17 protein-coding genes and 1 tRNA gene are annotated in these 16,209 nt (G+C 63.6%); 10 read left to right on the top strand and 8 right to left on the bottom strand.

The window, feature by feature from the left end:
- Positions 1 to 38 precede the first annotated feature (38 nt).
- Genes NK8_RS03250 through NK8_RS03240 form a run of 3 tightly spaced genes read right to left on the bottom strand, consistent with a single transcriptional unit; the run spans position 39 to position 2,991 of the window.
- A complete protein-coding gene (locus NK8_RS03250) occupies positions 39 to 761 on the bottom strand; it encodes a phosphoadenylyl-sulfate reductase (RefSeq protein WP_213227413.1) in 723 nt (240 codons plus the stop codon).
- Between the two features lie 3 nt (positions 762 to 764).
- A complete protein-coding gene (locus tag NK8_RS03245; RefSeq protein WP_213227411.1) occupies positions 765 to 1,304 on the bottom strand; it encodes a DUF934 domain-containing protein in 540 nt (179 codons plus the stop codon).
- Between the two features lie 10 nt (positions 1,305 to 1,314).
- Positions 1,315 to 2,991 (bottom strand): nitrite/sulfite reductase, encoded by a 1,677-nt coding sequence (locus tag NK8_RS03240; protein WP_162065067.1) that lies wholly within the window; start codon positions 2,989 to 2,991, stop codon positions 1,315 to 1,317.
- 237 nt (positions 2,992 to 3,228) lie between these two features.
- On the opposite strand from NK8_RS03240, the gene NK8_RS03235 reads away from it, so the two are divergent.
- From NK8_RS03235 to NK8_RS03225, 3 genes are all read left to right on the top strand, one after another.
- Positions 3,229 to 4,170 carry a CysB family HTH-type transcriptional regulator gene (locus tag NK8_RS03235; RefSeq protein WP_061173006.1) on the top strand — a complete coding sequence of 314 codons (942 nt, stop codon included), beginning with the start codon at positions 3,229 to 3,231 and terminating at the stop codon, positions 4,168 to 4,170.
- 55 nt (positions 4,171 to 4,225) lie between these two features.
- On the top strand, positions 4,226 to 5,386 hold the full coding sequence (locus NK8_RS03230; RefSeq protein ID WP_213227409.1) for an ABC transporter substrate-binding protein: 1,161 nt from the start codon (positions 4,226 to 4,228) through the stop codon (positions 5,384 to 5,386).
- 124 nt (positions 5,387 to 5,510) lie between these two features.
- A tRNA-Leu gene (locus NK8_RS03225) sits at positions 5,511 to 5,595 on the top strand.
- Between the two features lie 93 nt (positions 5,596 to 5,688).
- Here NK8_RS03225 and NK8_RS03220 read toward each other — a convergent pair.
- Both NK8_RS03220 and NK8_RS03215 read right to left on the bottom strand, forming a co-directional pair.
- On the bottom strand, positions 5,689 to 5,850 hold the full coding sequence (locus NK8_RS03220) for a hypothetical protein (RefSeq protein WP_213227407.1): 162 nt from the start codon (positions 5,848 to 5,850) through the stop codon (positions 5,689 to 5,691).
- Complete coding sequence (locus NK8_RS03215) at positions 5,847 to 6,263, bottom strand: hypothetical protein (RefSeq protein WP_213227405.1); 417 nt, start codon at positions 6,261 to 6,263, stop codon at positions 5,847 to 5,849. Before NK8_RS03215 ends, NK8_RS03220 begins: the two co-directional genes overlap by 4 nt.
- Positions 6,264 to 6,563: 300 nt before the next feature.
- Between NK8_RS03215 and NK8_RS03210 the strand changes: the two genes are divergently transcribed.
- The 4 genes from NK8_RS03210 (at position 6,564) to NK8_RS03195 (ending at position 10,642) form a co-directional block, all read left to right on the top strand.
- Entirely contained in the window at positions 6,564 to 8,162 is a 1,599-nt protein-coding gene (locus NK8_RS03210) for a hypothetical protein (protein WP_213227403.1), read from the top strand.
- Positions 8,163 to 8,270: 108 nt separating this feature from the next.
- Complete coding sequence (locus NK8_RS03205; protein ID WP_213227401.1) at positions 8,271 to 9,368, top strand: TIGR03118 family protein; 1,098 nt, start codon at positions 8,271 to 8,273, stop codon at positions 9,366 to 9,368.
- Positions 9,369 to 9,547: 179 nt separating this feature from the next.
- Entirely contained in the window at positions 9,548 to 10,258 is a 711-nt protein-coding gene (locus tag NK8_RS03200; RefSeq protein ID WP_213227399.1) for a pseudouridine synthase, read from the top strand.
- Between the two features lie 207 nt (positions 10,259 to 10,465).
- The gene (locus NK8_RS03195) at positions 10,466 to 10,642 is read left to right on the top strand and encodes a hypothetical protein (RefSeq protein WP_213227397.1); all 177 of its coding nucleotides are present in this window, start codon (positions 10,466 to 10,468) and stop codon (positions 10,640 to 10,642) included.
- On the opposite strand, the gene NK8_RS03190 is transcribed toward NK8_RS03195, so the two are convergent.
- The gene (locus NK8_RS03190) at positions 10,639 to 11,652 is read right to left on the bottom strand and encodes an NAD-dependent epimerase/dehydratase family protein (RefSeq protein WP_213227395.1); all 1,014 of its coding nucleotides are present in this window, start codon (positions 11,650 to 11,652) and stop codon (positions 10,639 to 10,641) included. The two genes, NK8_RS03195 and NK8_RS03190, sit on opposite strands and share 4 nt — an antisense overlap.
- An 87-nt stretch (positions 11,653 to 11,739) precedes the next feature.
- Here NK8_RS03190 and NK8_RS03185 point away from each other — a divergent pair, with 87 nt between their 5' ends.
- The 3 genes from NK8_RS03185 (at position 11,740) to NK8_RS03175 (ending at position 14,651) form a co-directional block, all read left to right on the top strand.
- A complete protein-coding gene (locus NK8_RS03185) occupies positions 11,740 to 12,771 on the top strand; it encodes a CDP-6-deoxy-delta-3,4-glucoseen reductase (protein ID WP_162065059.1) in 1,032 nt (343 codons plus the stop codon).
- 276 nt (positions 12,772 to 13,047) lie between these two features.
- The gene (locus NK8_RS03180) at positions 13,048 to 14,232 is read left to right on the top strand and encodes an acetylornithine transaminase (RefSeq protein WP_213227393.1); all 1,185 of its coding nucleotides are present in this window, start codon (positions 13,048 to 13,050) and stop codon (positions 14,230 to 14,232) included.
- A complete protein-coding gene (locus NK8_RS03175; protein ID WP_213227390.1) occupies positions 14,229 to 14,651 on the top strand; it encodes a GNAT family acetyltransferase in 423 nt (140 codons plus the stop codon). Before NK8_RS03180 ends, NK8_RS03175 begins: the two co-directional genes overlap by 4 nt.
- 51 nt (positions 14,652 to 14,702) lie before the next feature.
- Here NK8_RS03175 and NK8_RS03170 read toward each other — a convergent pair whose 3' ends face one another.
- Together NK8_RS03170 and NK8_RS03165 are read right to left on the bottom strand one after the other, a co-directional pair.
- Positions 14,703 to 15,425 (bottom strand): ABC transporter ATP-binding protein, encoded by a 723-nt coding sequence (locus NK8_RS03170; protein ID WP_162065056.1) that lies wholly within the window; start codon positions 15,423 to 15,425, stop codon positions 14,703 to 14,705.
- Positions 15,426 to 16,202 (bottom strand): ABC transporter ATP-binding protein, encoded by a 777-nt coding sequence (locus tag NK8_RS03165; protein WP_035497906.1) that lies wholly within the window; start codon positions 16,200 to 16,202, stop codon positions 15,426 to 15,428. It lies immediately after the preceding gene.
- Between the last annotated feature and the right edge of the window lie 7 nt (positions 16,203 to 16,209).

Here is a 16,209-nt window from a genome sequence, read left to right as displayed (position 1 = left end):
CGTTCAATGACAGGGTGTGATGCGGCGTCTTGCGCGCCTTAAATCGCCGAACTCGGAGCTTCGTCGACGATCTTGATGTTCGTGATGTGCAGGCCGCATTCCTTCGTATCGCGCGATTCCCACCACCAGCGGCCCGCCCGGCTGTCTTCGCCGGGGCGCACCGCACGCGTACAGGGCTCGCAGCCGATGCTCGGATAGCCGCGCGCATGCAGCGGATTCGCGGGCACATCGAAAGACTTCAGGTAATCCCACACGTCGCTTTCGTTCCAGTCCGCGAGCGGATTGAACTTCGCGATGCCGCGCGGCGCGTCCTGCTCTTCCTCGTGCAGCTCGGCGCGCGTCACCGATTGCTCGCGACGCTGACCCGTGACCCACGCGGACACATCCGACAGCGCGCGATTGAGCGGCTCGACCTTGCGGATATGGCAGCAGCTCTTGCGCAAATCAATGCTCTCGTAGAACGCGTTCAGGCCGTGATCGCGCACATAGGCATCGACCGCGTCCTGCTGCGGATGGAACTGCTCGATGTCGTAGCCGTAGCGTTCCTTTACGGTATCGAGCATGCCGAGCGTTTCCGCATGCAGACGGCCCGTGTTCAACGAGAAGATGCCGATCTTCACGCCGCGCGAAAGAATGGCGTGCGTGAGCACCATGTCTTCGGCGGCGAGGCTGCTGGCTAGCTTGACGCTCTGGTGACGCGCCGCGATCGAATCGAGCAGCGCATCCAGGCGTTCAACCTTGGCTTGCAATTCAGGCGTCATGCGTCAGGCTCCAAGCGCTGCGACTAGCTTCGCGCGACGGCGAAACAGCGGTTCGAGATCGTCGGTCGCGCCCTGGTACAGCTCGGTGAATTCGCTGAACGCGTTGAGCGCGTCGTTGATGTCCTTGTCCGCGCGCACCGCGAACGCATCGAAGCCGCAGCGCGAATGGAACAGCACCTGATCGCGCAGCACGTCGCCGATCGCGCGCAGCTCGCCCGTCCACTGATAGCGCTCGCGCAGCAGGCGGCCGATGGAAAAGCCGCGGCCATCGCGAAACACCGGGAAGTCGACCGCGATCACGGAAAGCAAATCGAAGTCCGGCGCGAGATCGGCGGGTTCGTCGTCCGGCGCGAGCCACACACCGATGTCTTCCTTCGCGCGCGAGGCGACGATCGCCGCCTTGTGCTCTTTCCACAGCGCGAACGGCACGATGATCTTGCCGGCGGGCAGCGCGTCGACAGCGGGCAATGCGCCGTCTTCGGCTGCGCGCACCACCGTGAAATTGTCTTCGACCACCGCGCGGTTCCTGATAATCAACGTCATTTGAAAATCCTTAAGCGTGAGCCTGGCGCGATGCGTACACGCGCTCCTTGAACGGCGCCATGCCGATGCGGTTGAACGTCTCGATGAAACGCTCGTCTTCGGCGCGGTTGTCGACGAAGGTATCGATCACTTGCGCGATCACGTCGGGCATTTCTTCCGCCGAGAACGACGGGCCGATCACCTTGCCGAGATGCGCGCCGGTCGCGCCCGAGCTCTGCTCGCCGCCGAGCGTCACCTGATACCACTCCGAGCCGTCCTTATCGACGCCCAGAATGCCGATGTTGCCGACGTGGTGATGACCGCACGCGTTGATACAGCCCGAGATGTTCAGCGACAGGTCGCCGAGGTCGTGCACGTAGTCGAGATCGTTGAAACGATCCTGGATCGCCAGCGCGATCGGAATCGACTTCGCATTCGCGAGCGAGCAGAAGTCGCCGCCCGGGCACGCGATGATGTCGGTCAGAAGGCCGATGTTCGCCGTCGCGAAGCCGAGCGCCTTCGCGCGTTCCCACACGGTGTAGAGGTCGCGCTTGGGCACATTCGCGAGAATCAGGTTCTGCTCGTGCGACACGCGGATTTCGCCGAACGAGAACTCGTCGGCGAGCGTGGCGACGTCGTCCATCTGCTGGTCGGTGGCATCGCCCGGCGCGATATGGCGCTGCTTGAGCGACAGCGTCACCGCCGCGTAACCCGGCACCTTGTGCGGGCGCACGTTGCGCTCGACCCAGCGCGCGAACGGCTTGCTTTCGATCAGATGCTTTTCGTAGGTCGCGTCGGTGTCGGCGAGTTTTTCGTAGACCGGCGGCGCGAAGAACTTCGACACGCGATCGACTTCTTCCTGCGTGATCGTCGACGGGCCGTCCTTCAGATGCTGCCACTCTTCCTCGACCTGCTTCGAGAACTTCTCCGCCGACAGCGCCTTCACGAGAATCTTGATGCGCGCCTTGTACATGTTGTCGCGGCGGCCGTAGCGGTTGTACACGCGCAGCACGGCTTCGCAATAGGTGATCAGATGCTGCCACGGCAGATCGCGCTTGATGATCGCGCCGACGATCGGCGTGCGGCCGAGGCCGCCGCCCGCGAGAATGTCCATCACGACTTCGCCCTGCGCGTTCTTCTTCAGATACACGCCGAGGTCATGGACCTGCACGGCCGCACGGTCTTCCGCCGAGCCGTTCACCGCGATCTTGAACTTGCGCGGCAGCCACGCGAATTCCGGATGGAACGTCGACCACTGGCGCAGAATTTCCGACCACGGACGCGGATCGACGACTTCATCGGGCGCGACGCCCGCGAACTGGTCGGCGGTGATGTTGCGGATGCAGTTGCCCGACGTCTGGATCGCGTGCATCTGCACCGAAGCCAGCTTGCGCAGGATTTCCGGCGTCTCTTCGAGCTCGACCCAGTTGAACTGGATGTTGGTGCGCGTCGAGAAGTGACCGTAGCCGCGGTCGTGCTCGCGCGCGATGGTGGCGAGCACGCGGAGCTGGTCGCTGCGCAGGTTGCCGTACGGAATCGCGATGCGGTGCATGTACGCGTGACGCTGCATGTACAGGCCGTTCTGCAGACGCAGCGGACGGAATTCCTCTTCGGTCAATTCGCCCGACAGCCGGCGGCGGACCTGGTCAGCGTACTGCGCGACACGTTCGTCGACGATGCGTTGGTCGATCTGATCGTATTGGTACATTCGGGGCCCCAAGTTCTTTTAAAAGCGCGGCGTCCTAGGTTACGCAGCGCGTCTCGTCCATCGAATATCCATTGAGTCGCTGTCGCGAGCGTCGTTCAGACGAAACGCTCATTTGCTAATGACAAAAACAGATATGGATATTGGAAAAATTGGACTGATAGTAAAGAACCTGCTATATATTGCAAACGACTGAAAAATTACTTTGATATGCCCGGTAGTAATAAGCAAAGGCTATAAATGAATCTGCACCAGTTCCGCTTCGTGCGTGAGGCCGTTCGGCAGAACTTCAACCTGACCGAAGCCGCGAAGGCGCTGTACACGTCGCAGCCGGGCGTCTCGAAGGCGATCATCGAGCTGGAGGACGAACTCGGCGTCGAAATTTTCACGCGGCACGGGAAACGCGTGAGATCGCTGACCGAGCCGGGGCGCATCATCCTCGCGTCGGTCGAGAAAATTTTGCAGGAAGTGGAGAGTCTGAAGCGGGTCGGTAAGGATTACGCTGCGCAGGATCAGGGCAATCTCGTCATCGCCGCCACGCACACGCAGGCGCGCTATTCGTTGCCCGCGGCGATCGCGGAGTTCAAGAAGCGCTTTCCGAAGGTGCACCTTTCGATTCTGCAAGGCAGCCCGACGCAGGTCGCGGAGATGGTGATTCACGATCAGGCGGATATCGCCATCGCAACCGAGGCCATCGCCAACTATAAGGAACTGGTGTCGCTGCCCTGCTTCCAGTGGCAGCATCTCGCCGTCATGCTGCCGGATCATCCGCTGCTCGAGCGCAAGACGCTCACGCTCGACGACCTCGCGCAATTTCCGATCATCACCTACGAAGCATCGTTCGCCGGGCGCACCAAGATCAATCAGGCGTTCGCGCTGCGCAATCTGACGCCGGACATCGTGCTCGAAGCCATCGACGCGGACGTGATCAAGACTTACGTCGAACTGGGGCTCGGCGTCGGGATTCTGGCGGATATCGCGTTCAACCCGGAGCGCGACAAACATCTGCGCGCGATGCCGGTCGGCCACCTGTTCGGCACCAACGTCACACGGCTCGCGCTGAAGCAGGGCGCATATCTGCGCAGCTATGTGTATACGCTCGTCGAACTGCTGTCGCCTTCGCTGAATCGCAAGCTGATCGAGCAGGCGCTGTCGGGCGAGCACGAGAGCTACGAGCTCTGAATAAAATGGCAGCACGCGCTGCCGCAAAAAATTCCCTCCCTTGGAGACCTTTCCGATGACGTTGTCGAAGTTCACGCGCCGGCTCGTGGCCGGCGCAGCATTGTCTGTCCTGACCGCCGCCGCGCACGCGCAACTGAAGGTTGGCATCGATCTGTCCAGCACCGGCCCCGCCGCCGCGATCGGCATCACCAGCAAGAACGCGATGCTGATGTGGCCGAAGACCATCGCCGGGCAGAACGCGGAGTACATCATCCTCGACGACGGCTCGGACCCGGGCGCGGCCGTGCGCAATATCCGCAAGCTGATCAGCGAGGATCATGTCGACGTGATCGTCGGGCCGAACATCACGCCGGCCGCGCTCGCCGCGCTCGATCCCGTCGCCGAATCCGAAACGCCGATGATTACACTGATCGGCTCGGCATCGGTCGTGGAGCCGCAGGAAGGCAAGAAGGTGTGGGCGTTCAAGATGGCCCAGACCGATCGCGCAATGGCCGACGTGATGACGCGCTACATGGCGAATCACGGCGTGAAGACGGTCGGATTCATCGGCTTTGCGGACAGCTATGGCGATAGCTGGCTCAACGAGTTCACGAAGTTCGCCGATCTCCGGCATATCAAAATTGTCGCGAGCGAGCGTTTCAACCGTACCGATGCCAGCGTCACCGGGCAGATTCTCAAGCTGATGGCAGCCAAGCCCGACGCGGTGCTGATCGCGGGCGCGGGCACGCCGACCGTGCTGCCGCAGCGCACGCTCGTCGAGCGCGGCTACAAGGGCGCGATCTACCAGACGCACGGCATCGCGACGCCCGAATTCATCAAGCTCGGCGGCAAGGATGTCGAAGGCACGCTGTTCCCGACGCAGCCGGTCGTCGTCGCGCGCACGCTGCCGGCCGATCATCCGTCGAAGAAGGCGGCGCTGGCGTTCGCGAATGCGTATGAGGACAAGTACGGCAAGGGCTCGGTCACGCAATTCGCGGGCGATGCGGCCGGCGTGTATCCGCGCCTGCAGGACGCCGTGGCGCGCGCGCTGAAGACGGCCAAGCCTGGCACCAGGGAGTTTCGCGTGGCGCTGCGTTCGGAACTGGAGCACGCGCATGAACTCGTCGTGCCGAACGGCGTGGTGAACACGAGCGCGACGGATCACGTCGGTCTGGATCAGCGCGCGAGCGTGATGGGTGTGATCAGGAACGGCGCGTTTACGTATCTCGCCCAGTAAATTCCGAACTTCGCGAAGTTCGGAAAACGTCCTGCCGTTGTTGCTTGCCGGCGCGGGCGTTTTCGGTCATAATCGCCGACTCGATTAGCTCGTTGCCTTGTCTCTTCTGGTACGAGCCGATTCGGCCCAGGTGGTGAAATTGGTAGACGCAGGGGACTCAAAATCCCCCGCCGCAAGGCGTGCCGGTTCGATTCCGGCCCTGGGCACCAGGATTTTTCGAAAAAGCCGCTCCATGTGAGCGGCTTTTTTGCGTTTGGGGCGGGCGTGTTCCGTCGCGCTGACGGATTTGCGCCAGGCCTTTCTCACTCGACGCCCGAGCGGCGTTCAGTTTCATCCTGAAGCACTTTCTTGTCGATATAGCGAACCAGCCAATCCGCCACAACCGGAGCGCCGTATCTGGCGAGGGCGCACGTTATGACGACAGGCCAATACTCCCGAAAAAATCCCAGCACGAAGTTCATCATCTTCCAGATCCCGCTTTACATTCATTCAACATGATTGAAAAAAAGTAGTACACCAAAGCATCCCGCAGCGGATGCATCGGCAAGATTGCCCTGACATCTTCACTAAACGAAGCCACGAGCAAGTATATCCACAGCAGCACGCCAATCAGAGAGGCGAAAATTCCCATATTTGCGATAACGATCGCCCGACCGATCCGTTGCCTCGACGCCCACAACCCGCTGCGCATTTCACTCGGCAACACCGCCAGCGCGATGTTCAAACTGACGCTGGAAGCAACGAGCGAGATCGGAAAGAAATCGTCCTTGCCGGGTTGCTTCAGCGCCACCCGCAATATGTATTCGATCGCGCCCATGAAGAGCGGCAATCCGACGATCAACTGCCGCGCCGTCGCCTCGAAGCCGTTCGATTGCATTGCCGTCATCCTTTCGTAGCCGATGACACGCAATTTCGCCGATGACGTGACGCCGCGGAAGTCGTCCGAATGGCCAACCCTTGTCAACCATCACGCGCGCGCGAATGTGCGCAATCGCGTAGACGGACCGCACCGCACCGGCAAGAATGAGTCACCATCGGCATTTCAGAATCCCGGCGCGCGGGGCGTCGCGGGGATGCTTGCGCGCGCGGCGCCCGCAGTTCGGGTTGCTTAGGACTTTCCTGATGTCGTGATCCGCTCGCGCGACGCGGCGAGCCATAACTCGAAGAAGAGTGCGACATGAATCGACCTGAATACTCGCTGTCTCTCGACTCCGTCATCTGCCATCGCTGCAACTTCGTGTCGCCCGCCGAGGAGGGCACCTGCCCGTCCTGCGGGGCCGATCGTCAAGGCGCGATATTCACGAGCGCAGCGGAAACCCGCGCGCCTGCGGCGTCCGTGCCCGTGCCGCTCGACATCCTCGATTGGGACGACAGCCACTGGCTGCAGCGCATGGTGCGCCGCAGAATGCTGACGTCGTATCCGAACTTCGTCGAACCGGGCGACTCGCAAGAGACGCAGCGCAAGCCCGCACGCACGGGCATCGCGGTGCTGGTCGGCGGCGTGGTCGCGAGTCTCGCGGTCGGCGCGTATTTCTACGTGCAACTGGACGACAACGCCCCACCGGCGAGCGTGGAACCCGGCATCAGCGTGGTTGGTCTGGTTCGCGAGCGCGCAGCCGCGCTCGTTGCCGATGCTTCGCGGCATGCTTCGGCGACGCGGTCCAAAGCGGAATCGGCGAATGCGCAGGCCGTCGCACCAGCGTCATCGGCGATGGCGCAGACGAGCCACTCACGAAATGAACACGCGTCCGCCGCGCCGGCTGCCCCGGTCGCCGCGCGTCCGGCGACGGAAACGCCGGCGATCGTCACACGCACCGAGCCGCGCGTCGCTGTAGCGAGCGCGCCGGCATCAGTCAGCACGCTCGCGGCCGCAGCGCCTGCGAAGCCTTCGATGCCAGCCGCTCCCGCGACAATAAGCACGACGGCAAATCCGCCTGCGCCGATCGTCGCGTCATCGACTGCGGTCGCCGCAGCGAAGCCCGCAACGCCAAACGTCACGACGAGCGCGGCGGCTCCGACAGCCGCGTCCATCGCTGCGGCAGCGCCATCGATCAAACCGGCGACGCCGGTGATCGCATCGGCGCAAAAGCCGGAAGCGCGCACGAGCACGACGCCCGTCGCGGCAAAACCCGCGACACAGCCGACACAGCCGACGCAGCCGACCGAGCCGCCGCGCAGCAAGACCGCAATCGCCACGCACGACAAACCGGCCGTCGCGCCGACGGTCGCCTCGATCGAAAAGCTCGCCGCGCCTCCGGCTCAACCGGTCCAGGAGCCGCTTCCCGCAGCCGTCGCGCGCAGCATCGCTGCGGCTCAGCAGGCGCTCGCCAGCCGCGATCTCACCGCCGCGCGCCGGCACATGCGCAGCCTCTATGCGAACGAGCCGCGCAGTCCGGAAATCCAGCAGCTTGCAGCCGAACTGTCGCGTCAGGAGCGCGCACGCGACAGCGCGATGGCGAGCGCACGCACCTGCGCCGCGAACGAAGACCCGGCGTGCGCGTTGCGCAACGCCCGTCGCGCCGTGGCGCTCGACCCGCGCAACGCGCAGACGCAGGCGACCCTGCGCCGCGCGCTCGCCGTGCAGAACGAAACCAACACCGAGTACTTCCGCCAGGCGAGCGGGATTCCGAAGCCGACCACGCCGACGATGGCCTTCGACGGCCACTGGCGCGCAGGCACGCGGCATGGCTCAACGGCGGACGACGAAGCAGCGCGCGTCACGCTCTTCGGCTGGGGCGTGCCGACGGTATCGAAAGGACGCGGCGACGCACACTGAAGTACGGCGAAACAAATCCGCCGGTTGCGAACGGAATAAGCCACCGCGCCTATCCGTTTAAAGGTGACGAACGAACTGACGGCGCCCCGCGCCCGAGGAGTCACCATCATGCAAACCGGATTGTGGAGCCGCCTCGTCGCTTGTGCCGCCGCGGTCGTGACGTTGGCAGCTCTCGCCTCGTGCGGCGGCGGCTCGGACAACAGCATGCCGGCCGCCACGCGCTTCAAGATGTCGATCGTCGTATCCGATGGCGCCGTCGCCGCGCCGCACACGGACCCGAACCTGAAGAACGGTTGGGGCGTCGCGTTCAATCCGAACGGCTTCGTGTGGGTCGCCAACAACGGCACGCAGACGGCCACGCTCTACGACGGCAATGGCGTCGTCCAGTCGCTCGTCGTCTCGATTCCGCCCACCGCGACAGGCCCCGCGAACCCGACAGGCATCGTCTTCAACAAGGGGCCGGACCTCACGCTCACGCGCAATGGCAAATCAGGTGTCGCAGCGTTCATCTTCGCGGGTGAAGGCGGCTCGATCACCGCATGGGCGCCCGCGGTCGACATGACGCACGCGTTCACCGTCGTCGATGCGAGCGCTTCGGGCGCCATCTACAAAGGACTCGCGATCGCCACCACGACGGCGGGCGGCCATCGCCTGTACGCGACCGACTTCCACAACAACAGGATCGATGTCTTCGACGGCACGTTCACGCCACTCGTCGTTCCCGGCGGATTCAGGGATGCGCAGATCCCGGCGGGTTTCGCGCCGTTCGGCATCCAGGCGATCGGTTCGAAGATCTACGTGACCTACGCAAAGCAGGACGGCGACGCCGAAGACGACGTGCCGGGCGCGGGCCAGGGCTTCATCGACGTGTTCGACGTCGACGGCAATCTCATGCAGCGCTTCGCGCAGAACGGTCCGTTGAACGCGCCGTGGGGCCTCACGCAGGCGCCCGGCAACTTCGGCTCCTTCAGCAACGACATCCTGGTCGGCAATTTCGGCGACGGCACCATCAACGCGTTCGATCCGACGAGCGGCGCATTCGTCGGCCAGTTGATGAACACCGACGGCACGACGCTCGTGCAGCGCGGCCTGTGGGGCATCGCGTTCGGCAACGGTCTGCAGGCGCAGCCGACGAACACGCTGTTCTTCGCCGCCGGGCCGAATTTCGAAGCCGACGGCGTGTACGGCCGCATCGACATGCAATGATGCGCGCACCGCGTTTCCCTGGGCGATAACGCCGGCCTCGGACGTCCCTGCGTCCGCATGCGTATCGCCACGCTCGGCGCCGCCCGCTGTCGGGGCGGCGCTTTTTTGCCTACGCGAAACGCGGCCCGCGAGCGCCTGGCGCGGCTTGCTAGAATGCGCGCTTCAACTCCGCTCATCCGATGGACCTCGAAACCCTCCTCTTCTCCCAAGGCTTCGGGTCGCGCCGCCAGTGCCGCGGGATCGTGGCCGAAGGCCGCGTGCGCGTCGCAGGCGTCCTGTGCGACGACCCCCACGCGGACTTCTCCGTCACGCCCGGTCTCGAATTCGAAGTCGACGATCATCACTGGACGTATCGTGAAAAAGCGTACATCGCGCTCAACAAGCCCGCGGGCTACGAATGCTCGCGCGATCCGCAACATCATCTGAGCGTGTTTCATCTGTTGCCGCCGCAGCTCGTCGAGCGCGGCGTGCAGGCCGTCGGCAGGCTCGATCAGGATACGACCGGACTGCTGCTTCTCTCCGATGACGGCGCGTTCGTGCACGCGTTCACATCACCGAAACGCAAGGTGCCGAAGGTCTATCTCGCGACCGTGCGTCATCCGCTCGACGACGTGCAACTCACGAAACTGCGCGAAGGCGTGCTGCTGCACGGCGAAACGAAGCCGAGCGCCGCGCTCGCGGCAGAACGCCGCGACGAACGGCTGCTCGAACTCACTGTGCTCGAAGGCAAATACCATCAGGTGAAGCGCATGGTCGCGGCAGCGGGAAACCGCGTGGAGAAGCTGCATCGCGAACGCGTCGGCGGGTATGCGTTGCCCGCCTCGCTCGCCGAAGGCGCGTGGCGCTGGCTCGACGAGGGCGATCTCGCCGCGCTGCGCGAGACACCTTGACTTCGCGTGCGTTGCGCGCGCACGACGCCATCGATGGCCTGATGTCCGCCCGGGCCAACGAGCGCCCGCATCGGCGCGCATTCGACATGCAAATCAGTACAAGCCCTTAAGCACGGGCGCTGCGGCGCAGCATGCCTTCCGCGATCCGCCCTCTTATACTGGTCTTACGGATACCAATAATGACTATCAAAAAAGCAGGAGGGCATCATGGTCTCCCACTCGACCTTCGCGCTGATTGCGTTCGTCGCGCTGAGCGCTGTCCTCATCGGGGTATTGGCCGTCGTCATGCACATGCGCCACAAGTATTCGCCGAATCTCATCGGCGCATTGATCGGCGCGTTGATGTGCTTCGTCCTGCTCGAAACGATTCCGGCGCTGATTTAACGCCGCGCGTTCGCGCGTAGGAAATCGTCGACCGTCGGGTGGCGCAGCGCATAGCCCAGTTCGCGCTTCAGGCGCGCGTTGGAAAGCCGCCGCGACTCGCGCATGAACGAAAGCGTGATCGGCTCCAGACTCGCTTCGGCTTCGCGCCGCGAAATGCGCGGCACGCGCGGCAGGCCGTACGCGTCGGCCACGCGATCGAAATAATCCGCCATGCGCAGGTCGGTATCGTCGGAGGCGTTGATCACGCGCTGTGGACGGCCACGCGACAACGCGCGCACGAGGATTGCCGCGAGATCGTCGGCGTGAATGTGGTTCGTGTGGACGTCGTCGGATTCCACGAGCGCCGGCATGCCCTTTTCGATGCGCGCGAGCGGCAGGCGACTGGCCGCGTAAATGCCCGGAATCCGCGCGATCGACACCCGCCAGCCGCTCCCGACGCCTGCCGCGCGCAACTGCCTCTCCGCCGACACCCGCCGCCGCGCACGCTCGTTCTCGGGCCGCGCACGACGCGTTTCGTCGATCCACGCGCCGGCGCAATCGCCATAGACGCCGGTCGTGCTCGCGTAGACGAAGCGGGTGCGCGGACCGCTCAGGCGCTTCGTGGCCGCGCGAAGGCCGTCGGGTACAATGAAAGCCGTTTTTCCGGCTCGATCCGGATGCAGCCAGTGGCTTCTCGCGCCACGCGCCGCCGAGCGTCGCGGGCGGCGCAAGGCGGCGATCAGCGCGCGCGTGCGGCGGTCCGCATCGCCGTCGCGCTGAGGCGGCGCGAGATGCAGCACGTTGCGCGCAAGGCCCGCGAGCCTTTCGAGGCTGCGGCGCACGTCGAGATCGCCGGAAACGGGCGTCGCGCCCGCCGCGCGCAACTCGCCCGCGCGCTCCGGATGATGCGTGAGCGCGATGACGCGCGGCGCGGCGGCCCGCGCATGCAGAAGCGGCAGCGCGCGCATGCCGACATCGCCGCATCCGACGATCAGTACACGCGCGCGGCGAAGGTTTCGAGTGGCGATCATCCGGGCATTCTATCCGTCGCCTGAAACCCGCGTGCGGCGTCGCATAAAGACGAACGAGACAACTCCACACATCGCAGAAACAGATCTATGGCTTTCAACGTAACGCTCCGGCAAAGCGGCCGGCAGTTTCAAGTGGAACCCGACGAACCGGTGCTGAGCGCCGCGCTGCGCCAGGGCATCGGCCTGCCGTACGGCTGCAAGAACGGCGCGTGCGGCTCCTGCAAGGGCGCCGTCGTCAGCGGCGAAGTCGAGCAGGCGCCGCATTCGTCGTCGGCTTTGTCGAACGACGAAAAAACGCGCGGCCTCGCCCTCTTCTGCTGCGCGACCGCGCAGACCGACCTCGAAATCGACGTGCGCGAAGTCGCGGGCGTCGGCGACGTGCAGGTGAAAAAGCTGCCGTGCCGCGTGAATGCGCTCGCACGCCGTGCCGACGACGTCATCGAACTGAAACTGCAGTTGCCCGCCAACGAGCGCCTGCAGTATTACGCGGGACAGTACATCGAATTCATCCTGAAGGACGGCAAGCGCCGCAGCTATTCGATGGCGAGCCCGCCGCATCACGAAGGCCCGCTCGAGCTGCATATCCGCCACATGCCGGGCGGCACGTTCACGGATCACGTGTTCGGCGCGATGAAAGAGCGCGACATCCTGCGCTTCGAAGGCCCGCTCGGCACGTTCTTCCTGCGCGATGAATCCGAGAAACCGATCGTCCTGCTCGCGTCGGGCACGGGCTTCGCGCCGATCAAGGCGATCATCGAGCATGCGGTGTTCAAGAACCTGAACCGGCCGATGACGCTCTACTGGGGCGGCCGCCGCAAGAAGGATCTCTACATGATGGAGCTCGCCGCGCAATGGGCGAAGGAGATCCCGAACTTCACCTTCGTGCCGGTGCTCTCCGAGCCCGACGCGGACGACAACTGGACGGGCCGCACGGGCTTCGTTCATCGTGCTGTCATCGAGGATCTGCCAGACTTGAGCGCGTTCCAGGTGTACGCGTGCGGCGCGCCTGTGATGGTGGAATCCGCGCAGCGCGATTTCACGCAGCATCATCGGTTGCCGGAGGACGAGTTCTACGCGGACTCGTTCACCAGCGCGGCAGATCTCGCGCATCCGGTCTGAAGCCGCATTAAGCCTGCACGCGGACAAAAAATCCGCGTGCACGGTTTACAGGCGGCAACCGCTTAACGTATCCTTCGCGAATGATCAAAATCCTGAACGCACTTCGACGTCGCCGCTCGCCGCTTCCCTAGGGATGCCGCTGGCTCGTCATGCATTTGCGCTCACGGTTCGGTTTGTTCGAAGCGTACGAAATGAAGCCACGGAATTCCGTGGCTTTTGTTTTTTTCGCGCCGTCTTCTTCTTTCTCTCGCACTAGCTTTCGTGGAGCCCGCTGTCATGAATTTCAATGAGTACCCCGTTGATTCGCTGATGTACATCACGAACCGTCCCGAGATCGTGTTCACGCACGGCAAAGGTTCCTGGCTCTACGACAACACGGGCAAGCGCTATCTCGACTTCATTCAGGGCTGGGCCGTCAACTCGCTCGGCCACTGCAACGAAGGCATGATCGAGGCGCTGGAGAAGCAGGCGCGCACGCTGATCAATCCGTCGCCGGCGTTCTACAACGCGCCGATGGCGCAGCTCGCGGGCCTGCTCACCGCGAACAGCTGCTTCGACAAGGTGTTCTTCGCCAACAGCGGCGCCGAAGCGAACGAAGGCGCGATCAAGCTCGCGCGCAAGTGGGGCAAGAAGTTCAGGAACGGCGCGTACGAGATCATCACGTTCGATCACAGCTTCCACGGCCGCACGATCGCGACGATGTCCGCGAGCGGCAAGGCCGGCTGGGACACGATCTACGCGCCGCAAGTGCCGGGCTTTCCGAAGGCCGATCTGAACGATATCGCGTCGGTCGAGAAGCTCATCGGCGAGAACACCGTCGGCGTGATGCTGGAGCCGATTCAGGGCGAAGGCGGCGTGCTTCCGGCGACGCGCGAGTTCATGCAGCAACTGCGCGAGCTGACGAAGAAGCACAACCTGCTCTTGATCGTCGATGAAGTGCAAAGCGGTTGCGGCCGCGCGGGGACGTTGTTCGCATACGAGCTCTCGGGCATCGAGCCGGACATCATGACGCTCGGCAAGGGCATCGGCGGCGGCGTGCCGCTCGCGGCGCTGCTCTCGAAGGCGGAGGTCGCGTGCTTCGAGGCGGGCGATCAGGGCGGCACCTACAACGGCAATCCGCTGATGTCGGCGGTCGGTTATTCGGTGATTTCGCAACTCGTCGCACCGGGCTTTCTCGAAGGCGTGCGCGAGAAAGGCGAGTATCTGAAGCAGGAACTGCTGAAGCTGTCGGCGGAGCGCGGCTTCAACGGCGAACGCGGCGAAGGCCTGTTGCGCGCGTTGTTGCTCGACAGCGACAAGGGTCCGCAGATCGTCGAGAAAGCGCGTCTGATGCAGCCCGACGGCCTGCTGCTGAACGCGGCGCGTCCGAATCTGCTGCGCTTCATGCCCGCGCTCAACGTCACGAAGGACGAGATCGATCAGATGATGACCATGCTGCGCTCGGTGCTCGATTCGCTGTGATCATCCGCACGTTCGACACAGCCGATCGCGATGCCGTGATCGCGCTGTGGCGCGAGGTGTTTCCCGAATACGCGGATGCATCGCGGCCGCAGCGCGATCCGGCGTTGTCGATCGCCAACAAGATGACGACGCAGCCGGAGCTGTTGTTCGTCGGCCTGGTCGATGGTCGCGTGATCGGCACGGTGATGGCCGGTTACGACGGGCATCGCGGCTGGGTGTATTCGCTGGCCGTCACGCCGTCGCTTCGCGGACGCGGGTTCGGCGGCGCGCTGATGACTCATGCGGAAGCTGCGTTGGCGAAGCTTGGGTGTCCGAAGGTGAATCTGCAGATTCTGTCCGTCAAGACGGAACTGCGTGGGTTCTATGAAAAGCTTGGGTATCGGATGGATGAAGTCGTGAGTCTCGGGAAGCGGCTTTGAAAAAGAAGGCCGGCTGCAAGAGCCGGCCTTTCTTCGCCAGTGAAGCGACGCTTACTCGCCCAGATAAGCCGCTCTGACCTTCGGATCGTCGAGCATGATCTTCGCGTCGCCGGACATCGTGACCATGCCCGAATCCATGACATAACCGCGATTCGCGGCCTGCAACGCAAGACGCGCATTCTGCTCCACGAGCAGCACCGTCAGCCCTTCCGCCGAAATCTCGCGCACCACTTCGAAGATCTTCTCGACCATGATCGGCGAGAGACCCATCGACGGCTCATCGAGCAGCAGCAGCTTCGGACGCGAGAGCAGCGCGCGCGCCATCGCGAGCATCTGCTGTTCGCCGCCCGAGAGCGTACCCGCATACTGCGACGCACGTTCCTTCAGACGCGGGAAGAAGCCGAACATGCGCTCGGTGTCCTTCTGGATGGCATCCGTGTCGTTGCGAAGATACGCGCCCATCTGCATGTTCTCGAGAATCGACATGCGCGCGAAGATGCCGCGGCCTTCCGGCACCATCGCGAGGCCGCGCTTGAGCAGTTCATGCGTCGGCACGCCCTTGATCGACTGGCCCATGTACTCGATATCGCCGCCCGAGTACGGCTTGAGGCCGGTGATGGCCTTCATCGTCGTGGTCTTGCCCGCGCCGTTCGCACCGATCAGCGTGACCAGTTCGCCCTGCCCGACTTCCAGATCGACACCCTTCACCGCCTGGATGCCGCCGTAGTTCACCTGCAGACCCTTGACCTTCAACATTGCGCTTGTGGTCGCCATTTAGTGCACCCCCGCACCCAGATATGCCTCGATCACCTTCGGGTCCTTCTGCACGTCCTGCGGCAGACCTTCGGCGATCACCTTGCCGTAATCGAGCACCGTCATGCGGTTGCACAATCCCATCACGAGTTTCACGTCGTGTTCGATCAAAAGAATCGTCTTGCCGTCCGAGCGGATCTTGTCGAGCAGACGCGTCAGTTCGACCTTCTCCGTCGCGTTCATGCCGGCGGCCGGTTCGTCGAGCGCGAGCAGCTTCGGATCGGTCGCCAGTGCGCGTGCGATCTCCAGACGCCGCTGGTGACCGTACGACAGATTGCGCGACGTGTAGTCCGCGTATTGCAGCACGCCCACGTATTCGAGCAGTTCGAGCGCGCGTTCCTTGATCTCGCGCTCTTCACGGCGCTCGGCGGGTGTCTGGAACACCGCGCCGATCAGACCATGCTTCGTGCGAACGTGACGGCCGACCATCACGTTTTCCAGCGCGGTCATGCCGCCGAAAAGGCGAATGTTCTGGAACGTGCGCGCGATGCCCGCCTTCGCCACCTGATAGACGGCGGTCGGCGTGTACGCCTGACCATCGAGCTTGAACTCGCCGGAATCGGGCGTGTAGAGGCCGGTGATCACGTTGAAGAAGGTCGTCTTGCCAGCGCCGTTCGGGCCGATCAGACCATAGATCGTGCCTTCTTCGATCTGAAGGCCCACATCCGACAAAGCCTGCAAGCCGCCGAAGCGCTTGTTGACGCCCTTGACGGAAAGTCGCGTTTGTTTTTCGCTCATGTTCTGG

Origin of the sequence: Caballeronia sp. NK8 (genome assembly GCF_018408855.1) — a bacterium.
Taxonomy (GTDB): Bacteria; Pseudomonadota; Gammaproteobacteria; order Burkholderiales; family Burkholderiaceae; genus Caballeronia.
This window is presented reverse-complemented; position numbering and strand designations above follow the sequence as displayed.

Bases quoted from the DNA above. Each gene is read 5' to 3' on its own strand.
- NK8_RS03250 (WP_213227413.1), bottom strand. From the start codon at position 761: ATGACGCCTGAATTGCAAGCCAAGGTTGAACGCCTGGATGCGCTGCTC.
- NK8_RS03245 (WP_213227411.1), bottom strand. From the start codon at position 1,304: ATGACGTTGATTATCAGGAACCGCGCGGTGGTCGAAGACAATTTCACG.
- NK8_RS03240 (WP_162065067.1), bottom strand. From the start codon at position 2,991: ATGTACCAATACGATCAGATCGACCAACGCATCGTCGACGAACGTGTC.
- NK8_RS03235 (WP_061173006.1), top strand. From the start codon at position 3,229: ATGAATCTGCACCAGTTCCGCTTCGTGCGTGAGGCCGTTCGGCAGAAC.
- NK8_RS03230 (WP_213227409.1), top strand. From the start codon at position 4,226: ATGACGTTGTCGAAGTTCACGCGCCGGCTCGTGGCCGGCGCAGCATTG.
- NK8_RS03220 (WP_213227407.1), bottom strand. From the start codon at position 5,850: ATGATGAACTTCGTGCTGGGATTTTTTCGGGAGTATTGGCCTGTCGTC.
- NK8_RS03215 (WP_213227405.1), bottom strand. From the start codon at position 6,263: ATGCAATCGAACGGCTTCGAGGCGACGGCGCGGCAGTTGATCGTCGGA.
- NK8_RS03210 (WP_213227403.1), top strand. From the start codon at position 6,564: ATGAATCGACCTGAATACTCGCTGTCTCTCGACTCCGTCATCTGCCAT.
- NK8_RS03205 (WP_213227401.1), top strand. From the start codon at position 8,271: ATGCAAACCGGATTGTGGAGCCGCCTCGTCGCTTGTGCCGCCGCGGTC.
- NK8_RS03200 (WP_213227399.1), top strand. From the start codon at position 9,548: ATGGACCTCGAAACCCTCCTCTTCTCCCAAGGCTTCGGGTCGCGCCGC.
- NK8_RS03195 (WP_213227397.1), top strand. From the start codon at position 10,466: ATGGTCTCCCACTCGACCTTCGCGCTGATTGCGTTCGTCGCGCTGAGC.
- NK8_RS03190 (WP_213227395.1), bottom strand. From the start codon at position 11,652: ATGATCGCCACTCGAAACCTTCGCCGCGCGCGTGTACTGATCGTCGGA.
- NK8_RS03185 (WP_162065059.1), top strand. From the start codon at position 11,740: ATGGCTTTCAACGTAACGCTCCGGCAAAGCGGCCGGCAGTTTCAAGTG.
- NK8_RS03180 (WP_213227393.1), top strand. From the start codon at position 13,048: ATGAATTTCAATGAGTACCCCGTTGATTCGCTGATGTACATCACGAAC.
- NK8_RS03170 (WP_162065056.1), bottom strand. From the start codon at position 15,425: ATGGCGACCACAAGCGCAATGTTGAAGGTCAAGGGTCTGCAGGTGAAC.
- NK8_RS03165 (WP_035497906.1), bottom strand. From the start codon at position 16,202: ATGAGCGAAAAACAAACGCGACTTTCCGTCAAGGGCGTCAACAAGCGC.